Here is a 23,534-nt window from a genome sequence, read left to right as displayed (position 1 = left end):
GGCAAGGAGTATCGATGAAAGACCTTTTCGACATTCGCGACCGGCTGGCGCTGGTCACCGGCTCGACCCGCGGGCTGGGCAACGCCCTGGCCCGCGGGCTGGCCGAGCGCGGCGCTCATGTCATCCTTCACGGACGCCGCCAGGAAGCCGCCGACGAGGCCGCGCGGATACTGGCGGCAGAGACCGGGGCCCAGGTCGACGCCGTGGCCTTCGACGTCACCGATGCCGAGGCCGTGAAAGCCGCCACTGCCGCGTTGATCGAACGACTCGGCGTGCCGGACATCCTGGTCAACAACGCCGGCCTGCAGAAGCGGGCGCCCTTCAACGACTTCGACCCCGCCGACTGGGACGCCGTGCTGGCGACGAATCTCTCCAGCGCCTTCTATGTTTCCAGGGCGCTGAGTCCGGCGATGTCCGAGCGCGGCAGCGGCAAGATCGTCAATGTCGGCTCGGTGCAGTCGAAGCTGGCCCGCGAAACCATCGTGCCCTACGCCGCCTCCAAGGGCGGCGTGGCGCTGCTGACCCAGGGCATGGCGGCGGACCTGGCGCGCTACGGCATCCAGGTCAACTGCCTATCCCCCGGCTACTTCCAGACCGACATGAATCAGGCCTTGTGGCAGGACGCCGATTTCAACGCCTGGATCGAGAAGCGCACGCCGGCCCAGCGCTGGGGCCAGGTCGAGGAGCTGGTAGGCACGCTGGTCTACCTCTGCTCCGGGGCGTCCGACTTCGTCTCCGGGCAGAACGTGTTCGTCGATGGCGGCATGACCTCGGTGGTGTGAACCGGCCCGCGATTCGGCCCGGCCCGCGATAGGTTCCCCCTATCGACACGGTCGTCAGGTTTCATTGTTGGTCGGCTAATCGTTTCCTAGACTTTGGTCTATTCGAGCGAGCCCTTTCGGGCTCGCTCTGCGTTTGGCCGGCCATTACCGCGGCCGAATGTCGGCATAAAAAGGAGTTCACGATATGACATCGCTATTCGAACCGTTCGATCTTGCCGGTACGCGCCTCAACAATCGCATCGTCATGGCCCCGATGACCCGGGCCCGCGCCAAGGGCGACATCCCCGACGAGATGGGCGCCCTCTACTATCGTCAGCGCGCCAGTGCCGGGCTGATCATCTCCGAGGGCAGCCCGATCTCCCGCGAGGGCCAGGGTTACCTGTTCAATCCGGGCATCTACGGACCGGACCAGATCGCCGGCTGGAAGAAAGCGACCCAGGCCGTGCACGAGCGCGGCGGGGTCATCTTCTGCCAGACCTGGCACGTCGGCCGTGTCTCGCACACCTCGATCCAGCTCAACGGCGCCGCGCCGATCAGCAGCAGCGCCAAGCAGGGCGGCATGGCGTTCGGCTACAACGAAGACGGTCAGCCCGACATGCTGGCGGCGACGACGCCGCGCGCGGCCACTACCGAAGAGTGCCGCCGGCTCGTCGACGACTTCGCCCAGGCGGCGCTGAACGCGCGTAATGCCGGCTTCGACGGCGTCGAACTGCACGGGGCCAACGGCTACCTGCTCGAGCAGTTCATCAACGCCGGCCTCAACGACCGCACCGACGACTACGGCGGTTCGCGCGAGAACCGTTGCCGGCTGCTGCTCGAGGCGATCGACGCCTCGATCGCGCTGATCGGCGCGCATCGTGTCGGCGTGCGCCTGACGCCTTACGGCACCCTGTTCGATATGCCGAGCTACGACGATATCGAAGGCACCTATCTCTATCTTGCCGCCGAGCTGAGCAAGCGCGGCCTGGCCTACGTCCACCTGATGGACCAGGGCGCCCAGGGGCAGGATGGCCTGCCGCGGGAGTTCCTGCGTCAGTTCCGCGACGCCTATCGCGGCACGCTGCTGTTCGCCGGCAATCTCGACAAGGCGGAAGCGCAGAAGCTGGTCGATGAAGGTACCATCGACCTGCCGGTATTCGGTCGCTACTTCACCTCCAACCCGGATCTGGTCGAGCGCCTGCAGCACGACTGGCCGCTGGCCGAGTTCGACCCGGATACCTTCTACGGCGGCGATGCCCGAGGCTATGTCGACTTTCCCACCTACGAGGAAGAACAGGCACGTCTGGCGCGCGAAAAGATGATTGAGGAAAAATCCTGATCGCCTGACCCGCCGTAATCCCGGCGCCTCGCTGGCGCTATCCTGTCGCTGAGATGAAAACGCCCCGCAACCGCGGGGCGTTCGTCGTTGGGGGCAACTGGTAGTCAGGCGCCGTTCGGAATCCGCGCCACCACCTTGATCTCGAAATCGAATCCGGCCAGCCAGTTCACGCCCACGGCGGTCCAGTTGGGATAGGGCGGCGCCGGGAAGTGGCGCGACTTGGTCGCCAGCACCGTATCGAACTGATGCTCCGGATCGGTGTGGAAGGTGGTGACGTCGACGAGATCCTCCAGCCCGCAGCCGGCGGCGGCCAACACCGCTTTTAGATTGTCGAAGGCGAGCGCGACCTGGCGTTCGAAATCGGGCTCCGGCGAGCCATCCTCGCGGCTGCCGACTTGGCCGGAGACGAAAAGCAGATCCCCGGAGCGAATCGCGGCCGAGTAGCCGTGCTTCTCGTAAAGCGCACTACGGTTGGCGGGAAAGACCGGCTGCGGCGACTGGGTAGGCTGAGCTTGCAACATGGTTTGACTCCTTGGGACAGCGCGACGCGCGAGAGCGCCAGAGAATTGACATACGACACGTATATTAACGACACATACGCGATGTATGTCAAACTAATATACGCTGCGTATGCCAATACTCGTCGTCTCGCGATACCCTTGCGGCGGAACGGACGAAGCCGTCTTGAACACAGGAGAGATCATGACCCGACGTAGTCGCGCCGAAATGCTGGAAGAGACCCGCGCCAAGCTGATCGATGCCGCGCGAGCGGCCTTCGCCGAGAAGGGCTACGCCGGCGCCTCGATGGACGAGCTCACCGCCCGCGCCGGCCTGACCCGCGGCGCGCTCTATCATCACTTCGGTGACAAGCGGGGCCTGCTCGCCGCCGTGGTCGATCGACTCGACAGCGAGATGGCCGCCCGTGCCCACGAGATCGGGCAGCGCCATACCGATGCCTGGGAGGCACTGCTGGCGGAGGGTGGTGCCTACATCGAGCTGGCGCGCGATCCCGAGATCCAGCGCATCGTGCTGCTGGATGGCCCGGCGGTGCTGGGAGATCCCTCCCAGTGGCCGAGCCAGAACCGCTGCCTGCTGGCGACGATGACGACGCTGGAGGCGTTGAGCAGGGAGGGAGTCGTCAAGCCGGTGGACGTGGAAGCCGCCGCCCGGTTGATCAATGGCGCGGCGCTCAACGCCGCGCTCTGGGTCGCCGCCAGCGATGATGCTGACGTGCTGGACAGGGCCACCGACGCTTTCCGCCAACTGGCCTCGGGGCTATTGGCGCTCGACCCTTCCACCAGCCCGAGCTGATCGGAGATCACCGTCGCCCACCGGCGAGAGGGCCGGGCGACGGCATCATCGCGGTTGTCGTCGTCTACTTCTTGCGCCGCCACGGCCAGTTGGTCTTGGCCAGATCGACCACTTCGTCGCCGCGACCGCTCATCACCGCGCGCATGGTGTAGAGGCTGAAGCCCTTGGCCTGCTCGGCCTGGATACGCGGCGGAATCGACAGCTCCTGCTTGGCGGTGCGCACGTCGACCAGCGCCGGGCCGTCATGCGCGAACGCCTCGCGCAACGCATCGTCGATGGCGTCGGAGGATTCGACACGGACGCTGAACATGCCCAGCGACTCGGCGACCTTGGCGAAATCCGCCGCCGGCAGGTTGGTGACTTCGTCGACGAAGCCCGCCGCTTTCATCTCCATCGCCACGAAGCCCAGCGTGTGGTTGTTGTAGACCACGATCTTCACCGGCAGTCGATGCTCGACCAGCGTGATCAGATCCCCCATCAGCATGCTGACACCGCCATCGCCGGCCAGCGCCACCACCTGGCGCTCGGGGAAGGTCGCCTGCCAACCCATCGCCTGGGGTACCGCGGTGGCCATCGAGCCGTGCATGAACGAGCCGGTCAGCCTTCGCTGACCGTTCATGGCCAGGTAGCGCGCCGCCCACACCGTCGGCGTGCCGACGTCGCAGGTGAACACGGCATCGCCGGTGGCCAGCTCGCTCACTCGCGCGGTCAGATATTGCGGATGCAGCGGTTCGCCGCTGCCGCGCGGGGTGGCGAGATCGTCGAGTCCCTTGCGCGCCTTGCGGTAATCCTTCTGGGCATCGTCGAGGAAATCCCGATCGGTCTTCTCGATCAGACGCGGCAGCAGCGCCTCGAGGGTAGCGCCGATATCGCCCACCAGTCCCTTCAGCAACGGGCTGCGCCGGCCCAGGTGGGGGCCGCGCTCGTCGATCTGGACGATCCTGCCGTGCTCGGGGAAGAAGTCGCGATAGGGAAAGTTGGTTCCCAGCATCAGCAGGAAGTCGCAATCCTTGAGCGCGTGATAGCCGGAGCTGAAACCGATCAGCCCGGTCATGCCGACGTCATAGGGATTGTCGTACTCCAGCGACTGCTTGCCGCGCAGCGCATGGACGACCGGTGCCTTCAGCCGTTCGGCCAGGGCGACGACCTGATCGTGATAGCCGTCGCAGCCGTAGCCGCCGAGAATCGCCACACGCTCCTGGCCATTGATCAATTCGGCCAGCTCATCGAGTGCAGGCGCGGGCGGCACCGGCACGGCGCGCACCGGATCGGACCAGCTCGAGGCCTTGACCGGTGCCGGCTGCAGGGCGATGTCCCCCGGTATCACGATCACCGCCACGCTGCGCTGGGTGATCGCCACGTTCATGGCGGTCTCCAGCACCCGCGGCATCTGCGCCGGCGACGACACCAGCTCGCAGTAGTCGCTGCACTCACGGAACAGGTTCTCGGGGTGGGTCTCCTGGAAGTAGCCCAGGCCGATCTCGCTGGAGGGGATCTGCGCGGCGATCGCCAGCATCGGCACATTAGCGCGCTGGGCCTCGTACAGACCGTTGATCAGATGCAGATTGCCCGGGCCGCAGGAGCCGGCGCAGACCGACAGACGCTTGGTGGCATCGGCCTCGGCGCTGGCCGCGAGTGCCGCCACCTCCTCGTGGCGCACGCCGCGCCAGCGAATCCGCTCCTGGCGTCGCAGGCTCTCGGTCAGGCCATTGAGCGAGTCGCCCGGCAGCCCCCAGATGTTGCGCACGCCGGCGCGGTCCAGCGTCTCGATGATGAGGTCCGCAATATTCGGTTCGGCCACGAGAGTCTCCCTGGGTTGACTGGACTCCCGGCGAGGTCAGATGCCGGGCAGCCCCGATGACTGAAGAGAACAGCGAATGGAGCCTCCAAGCCGAGGCCCCAGTGCTTGGACTTTAGTCTAGTAGAAATACCGGGCCCTGCCGCCGGGCCTGAGCCCGCCGAGCGACGATGACCAGCCAGTCAGCCGGAAGTCGAAATCCCCAGGGGAGAAAACCGCGAAAAGAGAAGAGAAAATCGGAGAGAAACCCAGGATGGCGGCCCATGCGGCCGCCATCACGGCAGCGAATCAGCGGCGAATGCCCAGCGCTTCATGCTGCTTGGCAAACAGCGCCTGGCAGCCGCTCTCGGCCAGGTCGAGCATGCCGTTGAGCTCGGCGCGGGAAAACGCTTCGGCCTCCGCCGTGCCCTGCACCTCGATCAGCTTGCCGTCCTCGGTCATCACCACGTTCATGTCGGTATCGGCGGCGCTGTCTTCCGGATAGTCCAGATCGAGCACCGGCGTGCCCTTGTAGACGCCCACCGAGATCGAGCTGACCAACTGGCGGAACGGATCGGTCTTGATCATCTTCTTGCGCTGCATGTACTGCAGCGCCTCGATCAGCGCCACACAGGCCCCGGTGATCGACGCGGTACGGGTGCCGCCATCGGCCTGCAGCACGTCGCAGTCGACCGTGATGGTGAACTCGCCGAGTTTCTTCAGGTCCACCGCCGCGCGCAAGCTGCGGCCGATCAGGCGCTGGATCTCCAGCGTGCGCCCGCCCTGCTTGCCTCGCGCCGCCTCACGGCCACCGCGGGTATGGGTCGCCCGCGGCAGCATGCCGTACTCGGCGGTCACCCAGCCCTGGTTCTTGCCGCGCAACCAGCGCGGCACACCGGCTTCGACGCTGGCGTTGCACAGCACCTGGGTATCCCCGAAGCTCACCAGCACCGAGCCTTCGGCGTGACGGGTAAAACCGCGGGTCAGCGTGACCTCGCGGGGCTGATCGGGTTGTCGTCCACTCGGGCGCATGAAAGCCTCTCGATCCAAAACATCAATGACAGAAGCGCCACGCCTTCGACGCTTCACAGCAGGCCGGCCATTCTACACGGCTCGGCTGCACATTCACCGCTGGCGAGCGGCGGCCAACGGCTTCACGGATGGGTTACACTCGATCGATCAGCTCGACGACCCAAGGAACTTCCATGCCCCACAGCATGACCGCCTTCTCACGCCAGACCCGGGATGCCGACTGGGGCAGCCTGCAGCTCGAACTGCGCTCGGTGAATCAGCGCTACCTGGAGCCCCACTTCCGCCTCCCCGATACCCTGCGCGATCTCGAACCGCACTTTCGCGATGCCATGCGCCAGCGTCTCGCCCGCGGCAAGGTGGAGTGCTCGCTGCGTTTCGACCCCGCCGAAGGCAACGCCGCACCGGAGATCAATGCCGATCAACTCGCCGCACTCTCCCAGGCGCTGGAGCAGGTTCGCGCCCAGCTCCCGGAAGCGCCGATGCCCAACGCACTGGAGCTGCTCGCCCATCCTGGCGTGATGGCCACCCAGCGCCTGGATATCGATCAGGTCAAAGCCGCCGGACTCGCGCTGTTCGACGCCGCACTCGAGGATTTGGATGCCGGCCGCGCCCGCGAAGGCGAGCGCCTGGCGGAACTGATTCGCGAGCGTCTGAGCGGCATCCGCGAACAGGTAGCGACCGTGCGCGAGCACCTGCCGACGATTCTCGAGCGCCAGCGTACCCAGCTACTGGAACGACTGGAGAGCGCCAAGACCGAACTCGACCCGCAACGCCTGGAAGCGGAAATGGTGATGCTGGCCCACAAGGCGGATGTCGCCGAAGAACTCGACCGGCTGGAAACCCACGTCACCGAAGTGGAACGCCAGTTGAAACAGAAAGGGCCGATCGGTCGCCGCCTCGATTTCCTGATGCAGGAACTCAACCGCGAAGCCAACACCCTCTCCTCCAAGGCCGTCGTCGCCGACACCACCCGCTGCGCGGTGGAATTGAAGGTGCTGATCGAGCAGATGCGGGAGCAGATTCAGAATCTGGAGTGAGATGTCCATCCATCGGAGGACGATCCATCACCCCACCACATGACACTACCTGTCACCGATGCGATGCTGGCACGGTATCGACATCAGCCCAGGGTTCCGGACGACCGTCATGACGGTCTAGCGTGATCGCATTCAAGCCATGACAAAGCTCACAGATCGGGTCTACACGACACTCAGAAGAAAAATCATGTCGGGAGAGTTATCTTCGGACATGCAGATCAAGGAAGCCCATCTAGCCGAGACGCTTGCGGTCAGCCGGACGCCGGTTCGAGCAGCCATTCAGCGCCTCGTGGACGACGGCCTGATCTATCACGAGAAGGGTCGCGGCTCATTCGTTTCGCCCTGGCAGCAGGACGATATCGTCGACATCTACGAGCTGCGCATCCTGTTGGAATCACGCGCAGCCAGGCTGGCCGCTAGCCGTGCGACGGCGGAGCAGATCGCGCAATTGCATCGTCATGCCGACGTGATCGAAGGACTCTATCGGGACCAGCCCGACAAGTACCTGTTCAGCATCCAGGCGGAAAATCAGAAATTCCATCAGATCCTGATGACGGCATCTGGCTCTGCGCAGCTCAAGCAGATGGTCAGGATGCTGGTCGATTCACCGATCACGGTAGGCTCCTATTACCTCTACTCCGACGCAGAGATGCAGCGCTCGATGCAGCAACACAGGGACATCATCGATGCGATCGAGCAACGGGAGGAGAGTTACGCTGAAGACCTCATGCGCGTGCACCTGCGCATGGCCTACTGCGTTTTCATGGCCAGGCAGTCGGCCCAATCGAAAGGGGACCCTTGGGAAAAAGCGGATAAGACATAGCGCGCCTCGAGCTCACCAAAGACGCGCTGAATCAACCTATTCCAGATCACTGACGCTCAAGGCTCAAACCGTTGACGGGCCCGCTCAGGGTCGCTCGCCATCGCCAGTTTCGACGGCCGCCCCCGGTAGTGGGTGAGTAAGCGCCGAATGACCGGCACCAGAACGGTCAGCACAATGATCGTCACCATCACGATGGCAATGGTACTGGAGAAGAGATAGCTCACCTCGTGCCGGCCAATGAGCATCGCACGACGCAGGTTCGATTCCGCCACCGGGCCAAGAATGACGGCCAATACCGCAGGCGCCAGCGGAATTTTCAGTCGTTCCATGCCCCACCCCATGACCCCGAACGCCAGCATGAGCCACACATCGAACAGACTGTTGTTAATGGCATAGACGCCGATGGTGGTCAGGGCAATGATGATCGGCGCCAGGAGCAGTGGTGGCATGTACATCACATTGATGAACAGCCTCGCGCCAAGCCGACCGATCACGAACAGCATGATCGAGGTTACCAGCATGGCCAGGATAAAACCGTAGGTGACGGGAGCGGAGCGCGTGAACAGGTCCGGCCCCGGAAGCATGCCGTGAACCAGCAAGCCGCCCAGGATGACCGCAGAAACGCTGCTGCCCGGGATCCCCAGGGTCAGCGCGGGAATCAGGGAAGCCGCGTTGTCAGCGTTGTTGGCGCACTCCGCCGCTGCGACGCCTTCGGGCGCTCCCTTGCCGAACCGCGACTTGTCCTTCGCCACACGCCGCGCCTCGTTCCATGAGAGCATGGCTGCGATATTCCCCCCTGTGCCCGGGATGATGCCCACGATCACGCCGATGACCGATGCCCGGCACCAGGTCGGCACCAGTCGTCTCCAGCCGATGCCGCTTCTCGTCCTGCCGCCGCTGCCGATGCTGTTCCTGCTCAGCAGCATGGCTTCCTGCGCCAGCGTCAGAGCCGGCGGAATGGCATAGAGCCCGGTGAGCAGCACCAGGATATCGATGCCCCCCATGAGATCCATGACATTGAACGTGAAGCGCTCGTTACCGGTCATCGAGTCGATGCCGACCATACCGATGACGAGACCGAGACAGGCACTGATGAGCCCCTTGATGGGCGCATCGCTCAGCAGTACGGAGATGGCCGCCAGCCCGAAGATCGCCAGCCAGAAAACCTCCACCGGGCCGAACTTCAACGCCATCGCGGCCAGGGGCGGACTCAGAAAGAGCAGCGCCAGGGCACTGACCGAGCCGCCGATCGCCGAAGACGTCAACGCGATCTTCATCGCCTCCAGCCCCTGGCCCTTTTTCGCCATGGGGTGGCCATCGAAGACCGTGGCGATACCGGCAGGCGTACCGGGAATACGCAGTAGAATGGCGGGAATTGCGCCGCCGTACATGGCGCCATTGTAGATACCCGCCATCATGCCGAGCGCAACCAGCGGGTCCATGGTGAACGTCAGCGGAATCAGCACGGCGATCCCCATCGTCGCCGAAAGCCCAGGCAGGGCACCGATGAGCACGCCGATGGTCGTACCACCGGCCATGGCGAGCAGGACAGCGGGTGAGAATAGCAACGGGAGGGCGGAAAGAATGGAATCCCACATGAGTCATATCCCTGTGAAAAGACGCAGCGCCATTTCGGGAGGTAGTGGTCTATCCAGCACCACCTGGAAAATCACATAGATCAACAGCGAGAAAATGATTGCCGTGACCACCAGCCACTTGCCTCTGCGATAGCCGAGGAGCATTCCACTCAGAGGTACGAACAGCAGAAACGTAGTGGCGAATCCCAACCTGGGTGCAGCGACGATCATGACGATGGAGGTTGCCAGCAAGGTGAAAAACCTTCTGACATGGCCCGGCGAGAATCGCATCGATTCACCACCTTCATGACGCAAGGCAAGCGCAGACCTCACGGCCCATACCACCAGCAGGAGGGTCAGAAATCCCATCACGACGGTGGGCAAATAGGCGGAATCTCGCGTGAAACCCAGCGCATGGACAAGCCCGAAGACGCTGAGTATCGCGCCAGCGAGTGCCACGCCTGTCTCTACCGCTGCCTGACGCATCATCGCGCTCCTCTCACATGCGATGGATAAAAAGTGGCGAGCCAGCCAGGGGCTGGCTCGTCCAATCACTGACTCCAGGGAGATTCATCCCAAAGCGTCTGAAAACGTGCCTGCAGGTCCTGAAGTGTTTGCTGGTAGGTGGTCGGGTCCTGGTAGTCGAGTGGTAACGACTGCTGCGCGGCTGCCTTCTGGAACTCTTCGTTGTTCATGGCCGCTTCGATGGCACTGGAGAGTTTCTGAACGATCGCGTCCGGGACCCCGGCAGGAACGGCGATGCCGCGGTTCGAGCCAATAGTCAGCTCGTAACCGGCTTCGGCAGTCGTCGGCACATCGGGTAATTCCTTCGAACGCTGACTTGCGGCCTGGGCCAGCATCTTGATTCGCCCGGCCTTCACGTCCGCCGCCGCTTCGCCAATGTTGAATATCCCCATCTCGATGTGCCCGCCCATCAATGCCTGACGTACGTCGGCAGCACCGGGAAAGGGCACGTGGGTCATCTCGATCCCCGCCAAGCGCTCCAGCGCCAGCGCGGCCAGGTGATCGTCCGAGCCCACCCCGGTCGTGCCGTAGGTGATCTCGCCGGGGTGTTCCTTCGCGTAGGCGACCAGATCCTCGAGCGAGGCGAATTCGCTATCCGGCCCCACGTTGAAGCCATCGGGATCATCGACGACGCTGGCCACCGGCTGGAAATCGGAAAGTTCATAGCGTGTGTCACGTTCGATCGGGATGGTCAGCACGTTGGGCGTATTGATGAAGCCGATGGTGTAACCGTCGGGCTCGGCGTTGGCCAGTGCCGTGAAGCCGACCTCACCACCGGCGCCGGGGCGGTTGATGACGGTGATGTCGGTGCCCAATTCCTTCTCGATATAGGGAGCCAGTGTCCGCGCGGCGATATCCGTGCCGCCTCCGGCGGAGTAGCCGATGATCATCTGCACGGCGCGCTCGGGATAATCGGCCATGGCCGACAGCGGCATCAGCATGATGGCGGCGATCGCAACGGTTCTTGTCTTCATGCCAGGCTTCATGGGCCTCTCCTTTTTCGCCGCCATCGCCTCAACGGACGTACTGGCTTGGCGAGCTGTGCTCGGATGGATGTCGAAAACGACTGATATCGTTCGGCTTTCGATTATTGTTCTAATAAAAAACAAAATCATCGAATCACAGGTGTCTCATTGGCTCAAGCGGCGATTTCCACCGCTCTGCCCAGAAACCGAAAATGGCCTTCAAATAATTGAATATCAATATATTTTACCTTCATTATACTTTTGTCTCGCATTGGAAAAAGGAAGATTTTGTAGACAGGTCATCTTTATTGTTTTTTTATTGTTCTTGTCGATGTCCTGCGCTGACGAGACCTTGCGCACCGGACGATCTCCTCACTCAGGGAAGGGCCAACGAATGACCTCACAGACCGTCATGGACACGCTGAAGACCTTGGGCAGTGCAACGATTCATGAAGCTCAAGGTCAGCGTGGCGCCATGGATTCCGGTATCAAGCCGCTGGATCCAACGCTGAGAGTGGCCGGCAGGGCACTGACCGTGGACTGCTCGCCCGGCGACAATCTGCTGATTCACTACGCCATCTCCAAGGCAAGGCCGGGTGACGTGCTGGTCGTCGATGCCAAGGGCTTCACCGAAGGTGGGCCATGGGGGGATATTCTGACGCTGGCGGCCACGCTGGCGGGCATCAGCGGCCTGATCATCGACGGCATGGTGCGCGACGCCGACACCATCATCGAATCCCGCTTTCCAGTGTTCTGCCGCGGGCTCTCGATCAAGGGAACGCACAAGCATCAATCGGGCAAGGTCAACGAAACGATCCAGTGCGGCGGCGTGGCGATACGTGCCGGCGACATCGTGGTCGGCGATCGGGATGGCGTGGTGGTGGTGGCAAGCGAAGCGCTCGATGACGTCATCACGGCCTCCCAGGCGCGCGAGGAGAAGGAAGAGGCGTTCCGCCGTGAATTGGAACAAGGGGCCAGCACGCTCGATCTACTGAATCTACGCGGCACCCTCGACCGCCTGGGTTTGAAGTAAAGCCTGGCTAGTCAATGACCGGCGCGTCGCGGGATGAGGGTGTTGCGCGAAGACCCAATCCCCTTGATCGCCGGCCCCGCTAGACTGAATGACGGAACGCTCGATGCCGATCTCAATCCGCCCCCTTCTCGCTGACGCCCGATCGGCGATAATCCGTCGACGGCTGGCCCGTATTCACAACCTGCACGACTTCGAGGCGGCGGCTCGTCGGTATCTGCCCCACTCCATCTTTTCCTACATCGCCAATGCCGCAGAAGAGGGTCAATCGTTCAGAGCCAACCGGCATGCCTTTGGCGATTATGGCTTCATGCCACGCGTGCTGGTGGATGTCTCCCAAGTGAGCCAGACCACGACCCTCTTCGACCTGCCGATGTCATCGCCATTCGGTATCGCACCGATGGGACTCGGCGCACTGTGGGCTTACCGGGCTGACATCGTCCTCGCTGACGCCGCCGCATCGGCGGGCATCCCGATGATCATGAGCGGCTCATCGCTAATCCGTATGGAAACCCTCGCCGACCGGGGAGACGCGACCTGGTTCCAGGCCTATCTACCGGCCGGGCGCGAGGCCATTCGGTCGCTGGTGGCACGCGTCCAGGCAGCGGGGTTTACCACGCTGGTGATCACCCTGGATACGCCGGTTGCCACGAACCCGGACAACAACCGTCGAGCCGGCTTCTCCTCCCCCATGAAGCCGTCGGTCAGACTGGCCTGGGATGGCATTTCACATCCCGGATGGCTGTTCAACACCTTCCTGAGAACGCTCCATCGCCACGGGATGCCGCACTTCGAGAACAACTACGCTTCCCGCGGCGCCCCTATTTTCTCCCCCCATGTCGACAGAGATATCTCCGACCGGGGCCATTTGAACTGGGACGACCTGGGATTCATTCGCGACATCTGGCGGGGCCGGCTGGTACTCAAGAGTGTCCTGCATCCCACCGATGCGAAAAGAGCCCAGGCACTCGGGGTCGACGCGCTCATCGTATCCAACCACGGCGGCCGGCAGCTGGATGGGGCGATCTCGCCGTTACATGCGCTGGCCGACATCATCGCGGCAGTGGGCGACCTGCCGGTCATGATCGACAGCGGTTTCCGTCGCGGCACGGACGTGCTGAAAGCCCTGGCTCTCGGGGCGCGCTTCGTATTCATCGGGCGACCGTTCGCCTATGCCGCCGCCGTCGGCGGCGAGCCGGGCGTCGCGCACGCCATCGAACTCATGTCGGCCGAGATCCGGCGAGACATGGCACTACTGGGCATCACTCGACTGAATCAGTTGCGCCGGGATCACTTGGTCGCGCTGACCTCGATGGCGGAGCGCCGCTTGTCGAATGACAGCGACCCAGGTCATCACGACAGTCCAGAAAATTCGTCACATCGAGACCATCACACCGATCGAGAGAATCATCGTCAGGAAGCGAGGAGCGAAAATTGAATCATCGACACAGTGCGCCGACACCACTAGAGACGACGTCGCGGCAACGGTCTCTCGACAAGTCGGTCTTCCGACTCGATGTCTGGTACGACGAATCGATGCAGGCCATCTACAAGACCCGACCCGACATCACGCTGACCACGCTCCCCGTTGCCAGCCGCCTCGACGACTGCGCAGAGGTGCTGCAGGCGGCACACGCCTACCAGATATCCTCGGCTAAGGATGAAACCCCTCCGAGCTGGTTCGCCAATGAAGCCTTGCTCGCCAGAACGCCCAACCTTCTCTGCGTCTCCACGTCAGGGTCCGGCTATGACACGGTCGATATCGAGGCGTGCAGCCGTGCCGGCGTCCTCGTGATGAATCAATCCGGCGCCAACGCCCAATCGGTTGCCGAACACACCTTGGGCATGATGCTGGGAGTCAACAAGCGACTCGCGGAGAATGACCACCGCCTGAGGCAAGGGGGCACCTTCTCCCGAGAGGATCTCATGGGACGCGAGCTGCAAGGCAAGACAGTCGGACTCGTAGGCATCGGCCATATCGGCAAGCAGGTCGCCGCGTTGGCCAGAGCGTTCGGCATGGAGGTGATCGCCTACGATCCGTTCCTGAATGCGGACACGATTCGAGAGAGAGGTGCCCAACCGGTGACCCTATCGACGCTGCTGGCCGAATCGGACATCGTATCGCTGCACTGCCCGAGGAAGGCCGACACGCTTGGGATGTTTGATGCGTCCGCCTTTGCTGCCATGAAACCCGGCGCACTCTTCGTCACCACGGCACGCGGTGGCATCCACTCGGAAGCGGCGTTGGCCGAGGCACTTCAAAGCGGTCATATCGGTGGAGCCGGTATCGATGTGTGGGACATTGAACCCCCGCCTCTGGACCATCCACTGCTGGCCATGCCCAATGTCATGGCGACGTATCACACCGCCGGCGTCACTCACGAGGCGCGGCGCAATATTGCAACCTGGGCAACACGGCAACTGATCGAAACACTAGACGGTGAATTCCCGCCGCGCTTGCTCAACCCAGAAGCCTGGCCAATTTACGCTGAGCGTTATCATGCGATATTCGGAAAACCCCCAACAAAGGCTTCTCGATAAAGCATGAAAGCCTTGGCTTTTTTCAAGACCGACGGCCTGGCATGTTCGTGCAATCGAGATACCCAATCGATTGGTATCTCATCCTGATAGTTTGATTTCGAGCGCTGGACTTGGCAATGATGACACGCCTTGACCGGGCCAGCGCCAAGCTGACGCTGCCCGGGCGCTATCGCCGATTCCTCGCCGAGCTGTCGACGGCCGGTTTCGGCGGCGATATCGCCGCCAATACCGCCGATCTCCAGCGGATCGCCCGTCTCTTGGGGATTAATCGTATCGCAATGTCGTGCTTGCGCCATCGGGGCGGCACCGACCACCAGGCGGCATCTCGCCAACCTGACAATTTAGATATTCGAAGCATCCGACACTCTCGGTACCCGGGGTAGTGCACGAACTCGCCGCACAATTGGTCTGATTGACACAATGCCGGACATCATTTAAGTAAAGCTGCGAAACTTTAGACCAAAGTCTCGATTCACATCCCTAATTCCTTGTGTGAAAAAAAATTAACCACGTCCAATAAAAATATTCGCTTTAGCCCTCCTTTGATGTGCCCTTAACTGGCCGGACGAATTGAGAGTCTTGAGGGCACAAAAATGGGATTCAAATCGCTTTCGGTCGCCGCAGCGCTTATCGTCTCATGCATCACTACCACGAGCGCTCTGGCAGATTATCCTGAAAAGAAAATCGACATGATCGTCGGCTTCGCCGCGGGTGGCGGCACCGACGTCATGGCAAGAAATATCGCCCCTTATCTGGAGAAGTACCTGGGTAACGGCGTGTCCGTGGTCGTCAAGAACATGCCCGGAGCCAGCGGGCAGATCGGCATCACGGCCGTGGCCGAAGCCGACCCGGATGGCTATACGATCGGCACCTACAATCTGCCGGGAGCGATGGCACGAACCCTCGACCGCAATGCGGATTACGACGCTGACAGCTTCACCTATCTCGCCAACATCGTTAACGATCCCAATGTGATCGTGACGCCAAAAAGTAGTGACATCGACACCATGGACAAGCTCGTCGAGGCCGCCAAGGCCCGCTCGGGCGCGGTGACGGTCGCCATGTCCAGCCTCGGCGGCGACGATCATTTCTTCCTGCAGAAGCTCTCCAGCGCAACGGACGCCGACTACATCACCGTTCCCTTCTCGGGTTCGGCGCCGGCACGCAGCGCGTTGATGGGGGGACACGTGACGATGGGTATCATCAACGTCTCCGAAGTGGTCAATTTTCGCGACGAGCTGAACGTTCTGGGTATCGCCTCGAAAGAGCGCTCCAGCATGGCCGAGGATATCCCGACCTTCCAGGAACAGGGTTACGACCTGGTCAATGGCGCTCTGCGCGGCTTCGTCGCGCCGGCCGGCCTGCCCGAAGACGTCGAGTCGAAGCTGCTCGCCGCGTTCCAGCAGACCTACGACGACCCGGACTTTCAGACCGCGATGCGCAAGTCGGGCAATCCCACCGAACTTGCACTGGGTGACGACTTCGAGGCGCTCAACGCCGAACAGCTGGAGCTCGCCAAGCAGATCTGGGAAACCCAGCCCTGGAAGTAAGCGTCACTCGCCCGCGCCATCCGACACCCCCTCGATGATCCCTGCGACTCTCGTCACGAGAGAGTCGTAGTCGGCTCGCGCCAGTGGCGAGACACGTCGGCCCCTCGTCCTTCCATTGATGAGACAGACCATGAACCACGAGTCCAACGCCCCATCGTCCCCTCGTTCTCGCCGCCTCGATCCGGACCTGATCGCCGGCATCGTCATCGTTCTGGCAGCGGGCGCCCTGCTCCTGCGGACCGCCGGGATGCCGGCGATGACAGCGTTGCTGCCGGTCTCGATGCTGTCGGTGCTCGTTCTACTCGGCGTCTTCTTGATCGCCCGCTGCGTGATCCGCCTCAAGCGACAAGGCGACGCCTACGCGCCCACGCAGGTCTTCGATAACGCCCGCCGTTTCCTCGGGATCGCAGCGTCCATCGCCCTCTACGTCGCGGGCGTCGCCCTGCTCGGCTTCTACACCACGACCGCGGTGATGATCCCCGCGGTGGCCTGGTGTTTCGGCTATCGCAGCCTGAAGGGGTTGCTGCTCGCCGATCTGATATTCACCGGCGGCATCGCGATCATCTTCGTGCTGTTGATGGGCCAGGAACTTCCCACCGAACTCTTTCTGCGCTAGCGAGGGCATCCCATGTACGGCAATCTCATCGACGCACTGCCGGCAGTGCTGTCCCTAGGCAATATCCTTGCAGTCGTGGTCGGCGTGATCGCCGGCATCTGCGTCGGCGCCCTGCCGGGCCTCAGCGCCACCATGGCGATTTCGGTGCTCATTCCGTTCACCTTCGGCATGGACCCGCTAGTCGCGCTCGGCATGATGGCCGGCATCTACAACGGCGCCATGTACGGCGGATCGATTCCTGCCGTGCTGTTGCGCATCCCCGGCACCCCGGCGGCCGTCGCCACGAGCTTCGACGGCTACCCGATGGCCCAACAAGGGCGCGGCGGCTACGCCCTGCAGGTGGCGGTGGTCTCGTCGGCGCTGGGCGGTATCGCCTCGGCGCTGGTTCTGATGCTGCTGGCGCCGCCGCTGGCCAAGGTGACGCTCCTGTTCGGGCCGACCGAGATCTTCTGGGTTGCCGTGTTCGGCATGTCGGCGATCGTGTTCCTGCTCGGCGGCGACATCATCAAAGGGCTGATCAGCGCCGCTTTCGGCGTGTTCGTCTCCTTGATCGGCGTCGATACGATCACGGGCTACGAGCGTTACACCTTCGGCCATCTCGAGCTGCTGGATGGCATCAACATCGTCGTGCTGCTGGTGGGTCTCTACGCGCTGCCGCCGGCAATCGGGCTGCTCGAAGAAGTTCGTGACTTCGACACCAAGAACACCGGGCGCCTCAATACGACCAGCATCTGGAAGGCGATACCCGGCATGTTGAAGTACTGGAAGACCTGGCTTCGCTCGTCGGTGATCGGGGTCTTCGTCGGCATCCTGCCGGGGGCCGGCGGATCGATGGCCGCCTTCCTCAGCTACAACGAAGCGCGGCGTGCCTCCAAGAACCCGGATGACTGGGGCAAGGGCGAGCCCGAGGGCGTCGCGGCATCCGAGACGTCGAACAATGCCGATACCGCCGCCGCGCTGATCCCGGCGCTGACCCTGGGGATTCCGGGCACCGCCGTCGCCGCCGTCATGCTGGGCGGACTGCTGATCCATGGTCTCCAGCCGGGGCCGATGCTTTTCCGTGACAACCCCGAGATCGTCTTCGGCTTCATGTGGCAATTCCTGTTCGCCGCCATCCTGCTGATCTTCCTGGGCGGCGCCCTGGCGACGAACAGCTTCGCTCAGGTACTGCGCCTGCCGCGGCCGCTACTCGGCGCCATCATCATTGCCCTGGTCTTCATTGGGGTCTACTCGATCAACAATCGCATGTTCGATGTCTACCTGATGCTGGGCTTCGGTCTCATTGGCTACTTCATGGACAAGCTGAAGTTCCCGCTGCCGCCGGTGGTGCTGGGCCTGATCCTCGGCGGTTTCGCGGAGCAGAACCTGCGCCTGGCGCTGAGGATCGGCGGTGGTGACTGGAGCATTCTGGCGTCGAGCCCCACCGCCAAGGTGCTCATCGCCATGGTGCTGCTGGTCATCGTCTCGCCGCTCGTCTCGCGACGTCTGCGCGCCAGAAAGGCCAGCAAGGTAGCGGGATGAAGACGCCGCACGCGACGATCCGGGAGTCGTGGCTGGCCCGCCACCGGGAACCGATCCTGATGCCCGAGCAGAGGATCCTCGATGCGCATCACCATCTCTGGGACCGGGAAGAGAGCCGCTACCGCACCGACGAGTTCCTGGCGGATGTCGCCCAGGGTCACGACGTCCGCGCGAGCCTCTACGTCCAGGGCCGCACCGGGTATCGCGATGCGGGGCCCGAGGCCCTCAAACCGCTCGGCGAAGTCGAGACGGTACTCGAGTGGAGCGCTGGCACCCCGAGTTACCCGCTCGGCATCGTCGCCTTCGCCGACCTGCTGGCCGGCAGCCAGGTTCGAGAGACGCTCGAGGCGCTATGCGCCATTGCGCCCGGTAGCGTGCGCGGCATTCGTAACACCACCGCCTATCATCCCGATCCGACCGTACGCTCCAACCCCCGGCCGGCACCGGATGGCCTGCTGCGCGCCAGGGCCTTCCATGAGGGCGCCGCGCAAGTGGCCCGGGCGGGACTCACGCTGGATGTCTGGGCCTATCAGACCCAGCTTCAGGAGGTAGAAGCGCTGGCCCGCGCCCTGCCGGACCTCATCGTGGTGATCGATCACTGCGGCGGCCCGCTGGGGGTGGGGCCGTTCCGCGGCAGAACCCCCGCGGATTTCGCGGCCTGGCGCCAGGGAATCCAGCGGCTGGCGGCGCTGCCCAATACCCGCATCAAGATCGGCGGATTCGGCCTGGCGGTTTTCGGCAACGCCTATCACCTGAATCCCGAACCGCCGACTTCCGCGCAGCTCGCCTCGGACTGGTCGCCCCATGTGGAGACCTGCCTCGAGGCCTTCGGCTCGCATCGCGCCATGTTCGAAAGCAATTTCCCCGTGGACAAGGGCATGTACTCCTACGTCGCGTTGTGGAATGCCTTCAAACGACTGACTCAACCCCTGGGTCAGGCAGATCGGGACCGCCTGTTCTGGCGCACGGCCGCCGAGACCTACGGCCTCGACCCTGGCTGGCAGTGAACAGTGACCAGGACCTGGCGACGCCGCCTTGACCGCAGTCACCCGACGACCATGAGGAAAGAGACGATGCTCAAGAGAACGCTGGCCACGATACTGCTCTCCGCGCTGAGCGCCACGGCCTTCGCCGATTACCCCGACAAGCCGATCACGGTGGTCGTGGGCTACTCGCCAGGCGGGGGCACCGACGTGCTGGCCCGCGTGGTCGGCAAGTACCTGGAGAAGGCGTTGGGCGACGATGCGAGCGTCGTGGTCAAGAACCAACCCGGCGCCGGTGGCCAGATCGGTTTCACCAGCGTCGCCGAGGCCAAGCCCGACGGCTACACCCTGGGCACCTTCAACCTGCCGGCAGCGCTGGCGCTGACCTTCGATCGCCATGCCGCTTATGACGCCGACAGTTTCGATTACATCGCCAACGTGGTCCACGACCCCAACACCATCGTCGTCAGTCGGAATTCGCCCTACCACAGCCTCGACGAGCTGATCGAGGCCGCCAAGGCCAAGCCCGGGAGCCTGAGCGTGGCGCTGGCGTCCCTGGGCGGCAACGATCACTTCAGCGCGCTATTGATGGAAGCGGCTGCCGGCGTCGACTTCAACCTGATCCCCTTCGAGGGCGCCTCCATGGCGAGGACGACACTGATGGGCGGGCATGTGGCGGTCGGGACCATGGCGCTGAGCCAGACGGTGGGCTTCGAGGACGATCTACGAGTTCTCGCCGTGCTGGATGACCAGCGTTCCTCCTACGCGCCGGACGTGCCGACCGCCAAGGAGCAGGGGTACGACGTCGAGATGGGCTCCTATCGCGGGTTCGTCGCGCCCAAGGGGCTACCCGATGCGCTCGAGTCCCGCCTCGAAGCGGCCTTCAGGCACCTGGCCGACAACCCGGATCTTCGTCGGGAGCTGGCGGCTCAGGGCAACTCGCTGGATATCGTCGTGGGGGAGGACTACCGCAGGCTGGCCGAGGCGCAGTCCGATATCGCGGGAGACTTGTGGAAGCACCAGCCGTGGAAGTGAATCACGACACCTGGCGCGGCTCGAAGCGATCCAGACGATCAGAGAAAGACGCCGAACTCCCCGGAAAGCTCAGCGAGCTTGTTGTGCATGGCGATCAACAGTTCGGACTTGGCCGAGTTGGCGCGCTGCACGGTACCGATCTGGCGATAGATCTGGGGCTGCCCGAAGGGAAGCTTCAACATGTCACGACCGTTCTCGCGCACCGCGATGTCCGGCACCACGGCGGCACCGAGCCCGGCCGCCACGCACTCCACGATGGCCGGAATGGTGTCGATCTCGGCGATGTGCTTGACCTTGAGACTCTGGTGGGTCAGCTCGTTGTTGATGAGTGCGGCCAGCGGCACGTCGCTGGCGAAATGCACGAACGGCAGGCTCTCCAGCAGCTCACCCGCCGTCATTGGCGGCGTTCCCGGCGGCGCGATGACGACCAGCGGCTCGCGCAGGAAGGGAGACCAGGTGAGGTTGCGCGACACCCCCGCGTGTTCCGCCACCACCGCCAGGTCGAGGCGCCCGGCGTTGACGTCGCTCAGAAGGCTCGACGACATCCCGACGCGCAGGTCGACGTGAAGCTCGGGATAGGTCTGACGCAGGGCCACGATAGCGCGTGGCAACAGGCCGATCGTACTGGTTCGAACCGACCCGATGCTGAGCGAGCTGGAGATCCGGCTGCCTTTCAAAGAAATCCGAGTCTCCTCGACCAGTCCCAGAATCTTCTTGGCCGTCTCCAGCAGCTGCAACCCATGCAGGTTGAGGCTCGGGGGTCGCGTCTCGCGGTTGAACAGCGGTGTATCCAGCTCCTGCTCGAGCGCGAGGATCTGCTGGCTCACGGCCGATGGCGTCAGGTTCACCTCGCGCGCGGCCCGCGCAAAGGTGCCGTACTCGGCGATAGCCATCAGCGTGCGTAGCTGGCGAGTGTCCATACCACCCCTTTGATTAAAATAACTTCACTTAAAGAACAATATTAGTCGCTTTTATACAGAAAAACTATCTGTATTCTGGTTTGACCGCTTCATCGATTTGCGGCTCCTGCTACTTGGCGGGCCGTTGGACAAGACAAGTCGGATAAGACAAAGAGAGACACGCCATTGGATAAGCAACCCGCCATTCTCGTCACCGGCCCCTACTTGGCGAATCCGGCAAGGCAGCTTGCCGAGGACGCCGGCTACGCCATCTTCCATACCCCGCCCTATCCGACGACCGAGGTGCTCGTCGCGCACATCCAGCGTCACGATCCCGTCGGCATCGTCTCGCGCATGGGCCAGTTCGGCGCGGAGGCCATGGCGGCCGGAAAGTCGCTCAAGGTCGTCTCCAAGCACGGCGCGGGTGTCGACAACATCGACGTCGATGCCGCGACCCGGCAGGGCGTGCAGGTCATCCGTGCCGCCGGGGGCAACGCCATCTCCGTCGCGGAGCATGCGGTCGCCCTGATCTTCGCAGTCGTCAAACGCCTGCTGCCGCTGGACACCGGCATGCGGGCAGGCCGTTGGGAAAAAGCCGAGTTCCTGGGCCGCGAGCTGTCCGGCATGCGCCTGGGCCTGGTCGGTGCGGGCGCCATTGCCGCTGCCGTGGCAAAAATCGTGAAGGGGGTAGGATTGGAAATCAGCGTCTACGACCCCTATGCCTCAGTCGAGGCTATCGAAGCCCTCGGTGCGCGCCGAGCCGATCGAATCGAGGATCTTCTCGGTCAATCCGACATCGTCAGCCTGCACTGCCCGCTGACCAAAGATAACGCGCATCTGCTCAATGCCGAAACGATCGCGCTGATGCCGGCCAACAGCTACATCGTCAATACCTCCCGCGGCGGCCTGATCGATGAAAAGGCCCTGCTGGCCGCACTCGAGAGCGGTCACATCGCAGGCGCCGGCCTGGATACCTTCGAGCAGGAACCCCCCGAGGGCATCAGCCCGCTGGCGAACTCCGAGCGGGTCATCCTGACCCCTCATGTCGCGGGCGTCACGGAAGAAGGCGGTACCCGAGTCGGCGTATTGGCCGTCGGTGGCATCATCGATTTTCTTGCCGGAAAGGCGCTTCCGAAAGCGCGCCTGGCCAATGAATTGCCAGAGTCGATCTTCTCCTGAACGATTGCTACCAGTAACGCCATCTCGTTGGCGCTTTTCCACAACGGAGTCATGCCATGCCAGTCGGAAACAGAATCCTCCAGCGTAAGCGCAGTGTCGACCAGCGCCTCGTCAAGGCCTTTGCAGAACTGCCTGTCGCCGTGGTCAGCGACAGCATGTCGCGCGTCTTCGCTGGCGGCTCCAACCTGCGCCCCATGCACCGCGACGGCAATCTGGCCGGCGTTGCGCTCACCGTTCGCACGCGCCCGGGCGACAACCTGATGCTGCACAAGGCCATCGACATGGCCGAGCCCGGCGACGTCATCGTCTGCGACGCTGGCGGCGATACCACGAACGCGCTCATGGGTGAGCTGATGCTGGCTTACGCGGTCAAGAAAGGGGTCGCCGGGTTCGTCCTCAACGGTGCGCTTCGCGACCTCGACGGCTTTCGCGAGACCAACCTGCCGACCTTCGCCGCCGGTGTCACCCATCGTGGCCCGTACAAGAACGGGCCCGGAGAGATCAATACACCGATCAACCTGGGCGGCATGGTCATCGAACCCGGCGATCTGATCATCGGCGACAGTGATGGCATGCTTGCCGTGCCTTACGACGATGCCGAAACGGTGCTGGAGGCGGCCCAGGCCAAGCAGGCGGCCGAAGAGAAGCAGATGGCCGCCATTCATGCCGGTGAAAACGATCGATCCTGGGTCGATGCCGCGTTGAAAGCAGCGGGATGCGAGATGGTCTGAGACCACGGATACCGGATTCAACCTGCCATCATCGACAACGTCTATCGCTGCTAACCGGCGCCCACAGTCGCCGATAAAGCGCTACGAAAGCTGAAATCCGCCGATCGACTCCCCATGGGATAAGGTCGGCTTCGGCATGTCTAAATTAACTACAAATTACTGATATTTATGAAATAAATATTCTTTTTTAAAACTAAGGTCTAATGCTTTGGTCTCGCCGGATTGGCTAGTATTCCTTGTCGAATTCAAGGCTGACCGTCTTTGAAATTCCTATCGAAATCACGCCGAAATCCAATGAAAAC

General features: G+C 62.9%; 23 protein-coding genes. 15 read left to right on the top strand and 8 right to left on the bottom strand.

Annotated elements, in window-relative coordinates:
• The first annotated feature begins 14 nt into the window (after window positions 1–14).
• Entirely contained in the window at window positions 15–782 is a 768-nt protein-coding gene (locus tag DOM45_RS15515) for a glucose 1-dehydrogenase (protein ID WP_110601931.1), read from the top strand.
• A 184-nt stretch (window positions 783–966) separates the two neighbouring features.
• Window positions 967–2,100, top strand: a complete 1,134-nt coding sequence (locus tag DOM45_RS15510) for an alkene reductase (protein ID WP_110601929.1) — start codon at window positions 967–969, stop codon at window positions 2,098–2,100.
• Window positions 2,101–2,204: 104 nt separating this feature from the next.
• Here the strand turns inward: DOM45_RS15510 and DOM45_RS15505 are convergent, their stop codons facing one another.
• Complete coding sequence (locus tag DOM45_RS15505; RefSeq protein WP_110601927.1) at window positions 2,205–2,621, bottom strand: RidA family protein; 417 nt, start codon at window positions 2,619–2,621, stop codon at window positions 2,205–2,207.
• 181 nt (window positions 2,622–2,802) lie between these two features.
• Between DOM45_RS15505 and DOM45_RS15500 the strand changes: the two genes are divergently transcribed.
• Window positions 2,803–3,411: a TetR/AcrR family transcriptional regulator gene (locus tag DOM45_RS15500; protein WP_110601925.1), complete on the top strand. Its 609-nt coding sequence runs from the start codon at window positions 2,803–2,805 to the stop codon at window positions 3,409–3,411.
• A 64-nt stretch (window positions 3,412–3,475) separates the two neighbouring features.
• Here the strand turns inward: DOM45_RS15500 and poxB are convergent, their stop codons facing one another.
• The gene (gene poxB / locus DOM45_RS15495) at window positions 3,476–5,212 is read right to left on the bottom strand and encodes a ubiquinone-dependent pyruvate dehydrogenase (RefSeq protein WP_110601923.1); all 1,737 of its coding nucleotides are present in this window, start codon (window positions 5,210–5,212) and stop codon (window positions 3,476–3,478) included.
• Window positions 5,213–5,497: 285 nt separating this feature from the next.
• A complete protein-coding gene (gene rph, locus DOM45_RS15490; RefSeq protein WP_110601922.1) occupies window positions 5,498–6,220 on the bottom strand; it encodes a ribonuclease PH in 723 nt (240 codons plus the stop codon).
• Window positions 6,221–6,393: 173 nt separating this feature from the next.
• Here rph and DOM45_RS15485 point away from each other — a divergent pair, with 173 nt between their 5' ends.
• Both DOM45_RS15485 and DOM45_RS15480 read left to right on the top strand, forming a co-directional pair.
• A complete protein-coding gene (locus DOM45_RS15485) occupies window positions 6,394–7,257 on the top strand; it encodes a YicC/YloC family endoribonuclease (protein ID WP_110601920.1) in 864 nt (287 codons plus the stop codon).
• Window positions 7,258–7,396: 139 nt separating this feature from the next.
• Window positions 7,397–8,080: a GntR family transcriptional regulator gene (locus DOM45_RS15480; RefSeq protein WP_110601919.1), complete on the top strand. Its 684-nt coding sequence runs from the start codon at window positions 7,397–7,399 to the stop codon at window positions 8,078–8,080.
• A 56-nt stretch (window positions 8,081–8,136) separates the two neighbouring features.
• On the opposite strand, the gene DOM45_RS15475 is transcribed toward DOM45_RS15480, so the two are convergent.
• From DOM45_RS15475 to DOM45_RS15465, 3 genes are all read right to left on the bottom strand, one after another.
• The gene (locus tag DOM45_RS15475) at window positions 8,137–9,678 is read right to left on the bottom strand and encodes a tripartite tricarboxylate transporter permease (RefSeq protein WP_110601917.1); all 1,542 of its coding nucleotides are present in this window, start codon (window positions 9,676–9,678) and stop codon (window positions 8,137–8,139) included.
• Window positions 9,679–9,681: 3 nt separating this feature from the next.
• Complete coding sequence (locus tag DOM45_RS15470; protein WP_110601915.1) at window positions 9,682–10,146, bottom strand: tripartite tricarboxylate transporter TctB family protein; 465 nt, start codon at window positions 10,144–10,146, stop codon at window positions 9,682–9,684.
• Between the two features lie 62 nt (window positions 10,147–10,208).
• Window positions 10,209–11,123 carry a tripartite tricarboxylate transporter substrate binding protein gene (locus tag DOM45_RS15465; protein ID WP_240612426.1) on the bottom strand — a complete coding sequence of 305 codons (915 nt, stop codon included), beginning with the start codon at window positions 11,121–11,123 and terminating at the stop codon, window positions 10,209–10,211.
• Between DOM45_RS15465 and DOM45_RS20340 the strand changes: the two genes are divergently transcribed.
• From DOM45_RS20340 to DOM45_RS15450, 3 genes are all read left to right on the top strand, one after another.
• The gene (locus DOM45_RS20340; protein WP_240612425.1) at window positions 11,101–12,180 is read left to right on the top strand and encodes a 4-carboxy-4-hydroxy-2-oxoadipate aldolase/oxaloacetate decarboxylase; all 1,080 of its coding nucleotides are present in this window, start codon (window positions 11,101–11,103) and stop codon (window positions 12,178–12,180) included. The two genes, DOM45_RS15465 and DOM45_RS20340, sit on opposite strands and share 23 nt — an antisense overlap.
• 103 nt (window positions 12,181–12,283) lie before the next feature.
• Window positions 12,284–13,615: an alpha-hydroxy acid oxidase gene (locus tag DOM45_RS15455; RefSeq protein WP_240612424.1), complete on the top strand. Its 1,332-nt coding sequence runs from the start codon at window positions 12,284–12,286 to the stop codon at window positions 13,613–13,615.
• Window positions 13,612–14,718, top strand: coding sequence for a hydroxyacid dehydrogenase (locus tag DOM45_RS15450; protein WP_240612423.1), 1,107 nt, complete (start codon window positions 13,612–13,614; stop codon window positions 14,716–14,718). Before DOM45_RS15455 ends, DOM45_RS15450 begins: the two co-directional genes overlap by 4 nt.
• Here the strand turns inward: DOM45_RS15450 and DOM45_RS20110 are convergent.
• Window positions 14,676–15,014 (bottom strand): hypothetical protein, encoded by a 339-nt coding sequence (locus tag DOM45_RS20110; RefSeq protein ID WP_157958451.1) that lies wholly within the window; start codon window positions 15,012–15,014, stop codon window positions 14,676–14,678. The genes DOM45_RS15450 and DOM45_RS20110 overlap by 43 nt on opposite strands.
• A 393-nt stretch (window positions 15,015–15,407) precedes the next feature.
• On the opposite strand from DOM45_RS20110, the gene DOM45_RS15440 reads away from it, so the two are divergent.
• The 5 genes from DOM45_RS15440 to DOM45_RS15420 all read left to right on the top strand — a co-directional run bounded on the left by DOM45_RS15440 (window position 15,408) and on the right by DOM45_RS15420 (window position 20,423).
• Window positions 15,408–16,268, top strand: coding sequence for a tripartite tricarboxylate transporter substrate binding protein (locus DOM45_RS15440; protein WP_240612422.1), 861 nt, complete (start codon window positions 15,408–15,410; stop codon window positions 16,266–16,268).
• Window positions 16,269–16,398: 130 nt separating this feature from the next.
• The gene (locus DOM45_RS15435) at window positions 16,399–16,884 is read left to right on the top strand and encodes a tripartite tricarboxylate transporter TctB family protein (protein ID WP_157958450.1); all 486 of its coding nucleotides are present in this window, start codon (window positions 16,399–16,401) and stop codon (window positions 16,882–16,884) included.
• Window positions 16,885–16,896: 12 nt separating this feature from the next.
• Window positions 16,897–18,405: a tripartite tricarboxylate transporter permease gene (locus DOM45_RS15430; protein ID WP_110601902.1), complete on the top strand. Its 1,509-nt coding sequence runs from the start codon at window positions 16,897–16,899 to the stop codon at window positions 18,403–18,405.
• The gene (locus DOM45_RS15425) at window positions 18,402–19,412 is read left to right on the top strand and encodes an amidohydrolase family protein (RefSeq protein WP_110601900.1); all 1,011 of its coding nucleotides are present in this window, start codon (window positions 18,402–18,404) and stop codon (window positions 19,410–19,412) included. The genes DOM45_RS15430 and DOM45_RS15425 overlap by 4 nt, the downstream gene beginning before the upstream one ends.
• Window positions 19,413–19,478: 66 nt before the next feature.
• On the top strand, window positions 19,479–20,423 hold the full coding sequence (locus DOM45_RS15420; protein WP_110601898.1) for a tripartite tricarboxylate transporter substrate binding protein: 945 nt from the start codon (window positions 19,479–19,481) through the stop codon (window positions 20,421–20,423).
• Window positions 20,424–20,461: 38 nt separating this feature from the next.
• Here DOM45_RS15420 and DOM45_RS15415 read toward each other — a convergent pair whose 3' ends face one another.
• Window positions 20,462–21,343: a LysR substrate-binding domain-containing protein gene (locus DOM45_RS15415; RefSeq protein ID WP_110601897.1), complete on the bottom strand. Its 882-nt coding sequence runs from the start codon at window positions 21,341–21,343 to the stop codon at window positions 20,462–20,464.
• Window positions 21,344–21,508: 165 nt separating this feature from the next.
• Between DOM45_RS15415 and DOM45_RS15410 the strand changes: the two genes are divergently transcribed.
• Window positions 21,509–22,501 (top strand): hydroxyacid dehydrogenase, encoded by a 993-nt coding sequence (locus DOM45_RS15410; protein WP_240612421.1) that lies wholly within the window; start codon window positions 21,509–21,511, stop codon window positions 22,499–22,501.
• Window positions 22,502–22,557: 56 nt separating this feature from the next.
• Window positions 22,558–23,232, top strand: coding sequence for an RraA family protein (locus DOM45_RS15405; protein ID WP_110601896.1), 675 nt, complete (start codon window positions 22,558–22,560; stop codon window positions 23,230–23,232).
• The last annotated feature ends 302 nt before the right edge of the window (window positions 23,233–23,534 follow it).

This window comes from Salinicola lusitanus (assembly GCF_003206045.1).
Lineage (GTDB): Bacteria > Pseudomonadota > Gammaproteobacteria > Pseudomonadales > Halomonadaceae > Salinicola > Salinicola lusitanus.
The sequence above is the reverse complement of the archived record's forward strand: the minus strand, read 5'-3'. Positions and strand labels throughout refer to the sequence as shown.

Bases quoted from the DNA above. Each gene is read 5' to 3' on its own strand.
- DOM45_RS15475 (WP_110601917.1), bottom strand. From the start codon at position 9,678: ATGTGGGATTCCATTCTTTCCGCCCTCCCGTTGCTATTCTCACCCGCT.
- DOM45_RS15440 (WP_240612422.1), top strand. From the start codon at position 15,408: ATGATCGTCGGCTTCGCCGCGGGTGGCGGCACCGACGTCATGGCAAGA.
- DOM45_RS20340 (WP_240612425.1), top strand. From the start codon at position 11,101: ATGGCCGACAGCGGCATCAGCATGATGGCGGCGATCGCAACGGTTCTT.
- DOM45_RS15500 (WP_110601925.1), top strand. From the start codon at position 2,803: ATGACCCGACGTAGTCGCGCCGAAATGCTGGAAGAGACCCGCGCCAAG.
- DOM45_RS15455 (WP_240612424.1), top strand. From the start codon at position 12,284: ATGCCGATCTCAATCCGCCCCCTTCTCGCTGACGCCCGATCGGCGATA.
- DOM45_RS15430 (WP_110601902.1), top strand. From the start codon at position 16,897: ATGTACGGCAATCTCATCGACGCACTGCCGGCAGTGCTGTCCCTAGGC.
- DOM45_RS15415 (WP_110601897.1), bottom strand. From the start codon at position 21,343: ATGGACACTCGCCAGCTACGCACGCTGATGGCTATCGCCGAGTACGGC.
- DOM45_RS20110 (WP_157958451.1), bottom strand. From the start codon at position 15,014: ATGGCGCAAGCACGACATTGCGATACGATTAATCCCCAAGAGACGGGC.
- DOM45_RS15485 (WP_110601920.1), top strand. From the start codon at position 6,394: ATGCCCCACAGCATGACCGCCTTCTCACGCCAGACCCGGGATGCCGAC.
- DOM45_RS15465 (WP_240612426.1), bottom strand. From the start codon at position 11,123: ATGCTGATGCCGCTGTCGGCCATGGCCGATTATCCCGAGCGCGCCGTG.
- DOM45_RS15515 (WP_110601931.1), top strand. From the start codon at position 15: ATGAAAGACCTTTTCGACATTCGCGACCGGCTGGCGCTGGTCACCGGC.
- DOM45_RS15435 (WP_157958450.1), top strand. From the start codon at position 16,399: ATGAACCACGAGTCCAACGCCCCATCGTCCCCTCGTTCTCGCCGCCTC.
- DOM45_RS15420 (WP_110601898.1), top strand. From the start codon at position 19,479: ATGCTCAAGAGAACGCTGGCCACGATACTGCTCTCCGCGCTGAGCGCC.
- DOM45_RS15425 (WP_110601900.1), top strand. From the start codon at position 18,402: ATGAAGACGCCGCACGCGACGATCCGGGAGTCGTGGCTGGCCCGCCAC.
- DOM45_RS15480 (WP_110601919.1), top strand. From the start codon at position 7,397: ATGACAAAGCTCACAGATCGGGTCTACACGACACTCAGAAGAAAAATC.
- rph (WP_110601922.1), bottom strand. From the start codon at position 6,220: ATGCGCCCGAGTGGACGACAACCCGATCAGCCCCGCGAGGTCACGCTG.
- DOM45_RS15505 (WP_110601927.1), bottom strand. From the start codon at position 2,621: ATGTTGCAAGCTCAGCCTACCCAGTCGCCGCAGCCGGTCTTTCCCGCC.
- DOM45_RS15510 (WP_110601929.1), top strand. From the start codon at position 967: ATGACATCGCTATTCGAACCGTTCGATCTTGCCGGTACGCGCCTCAAC.
- DOM45_RS15405 (WP_110601896.1), top strand. From the start codon at position 22,558: ATGCCAGTCGGAAACAGAATCCTCCAGCGTAAGCGCAGTGTCGACCAG.
- DOM45_RS15470 (WP_110601915.1), bottom strand. From the start codon at position 10,146: ATGATGCGTCAGGCAGCGGTAGAGACAGGCGTGGCACTCGCTGGCGCG.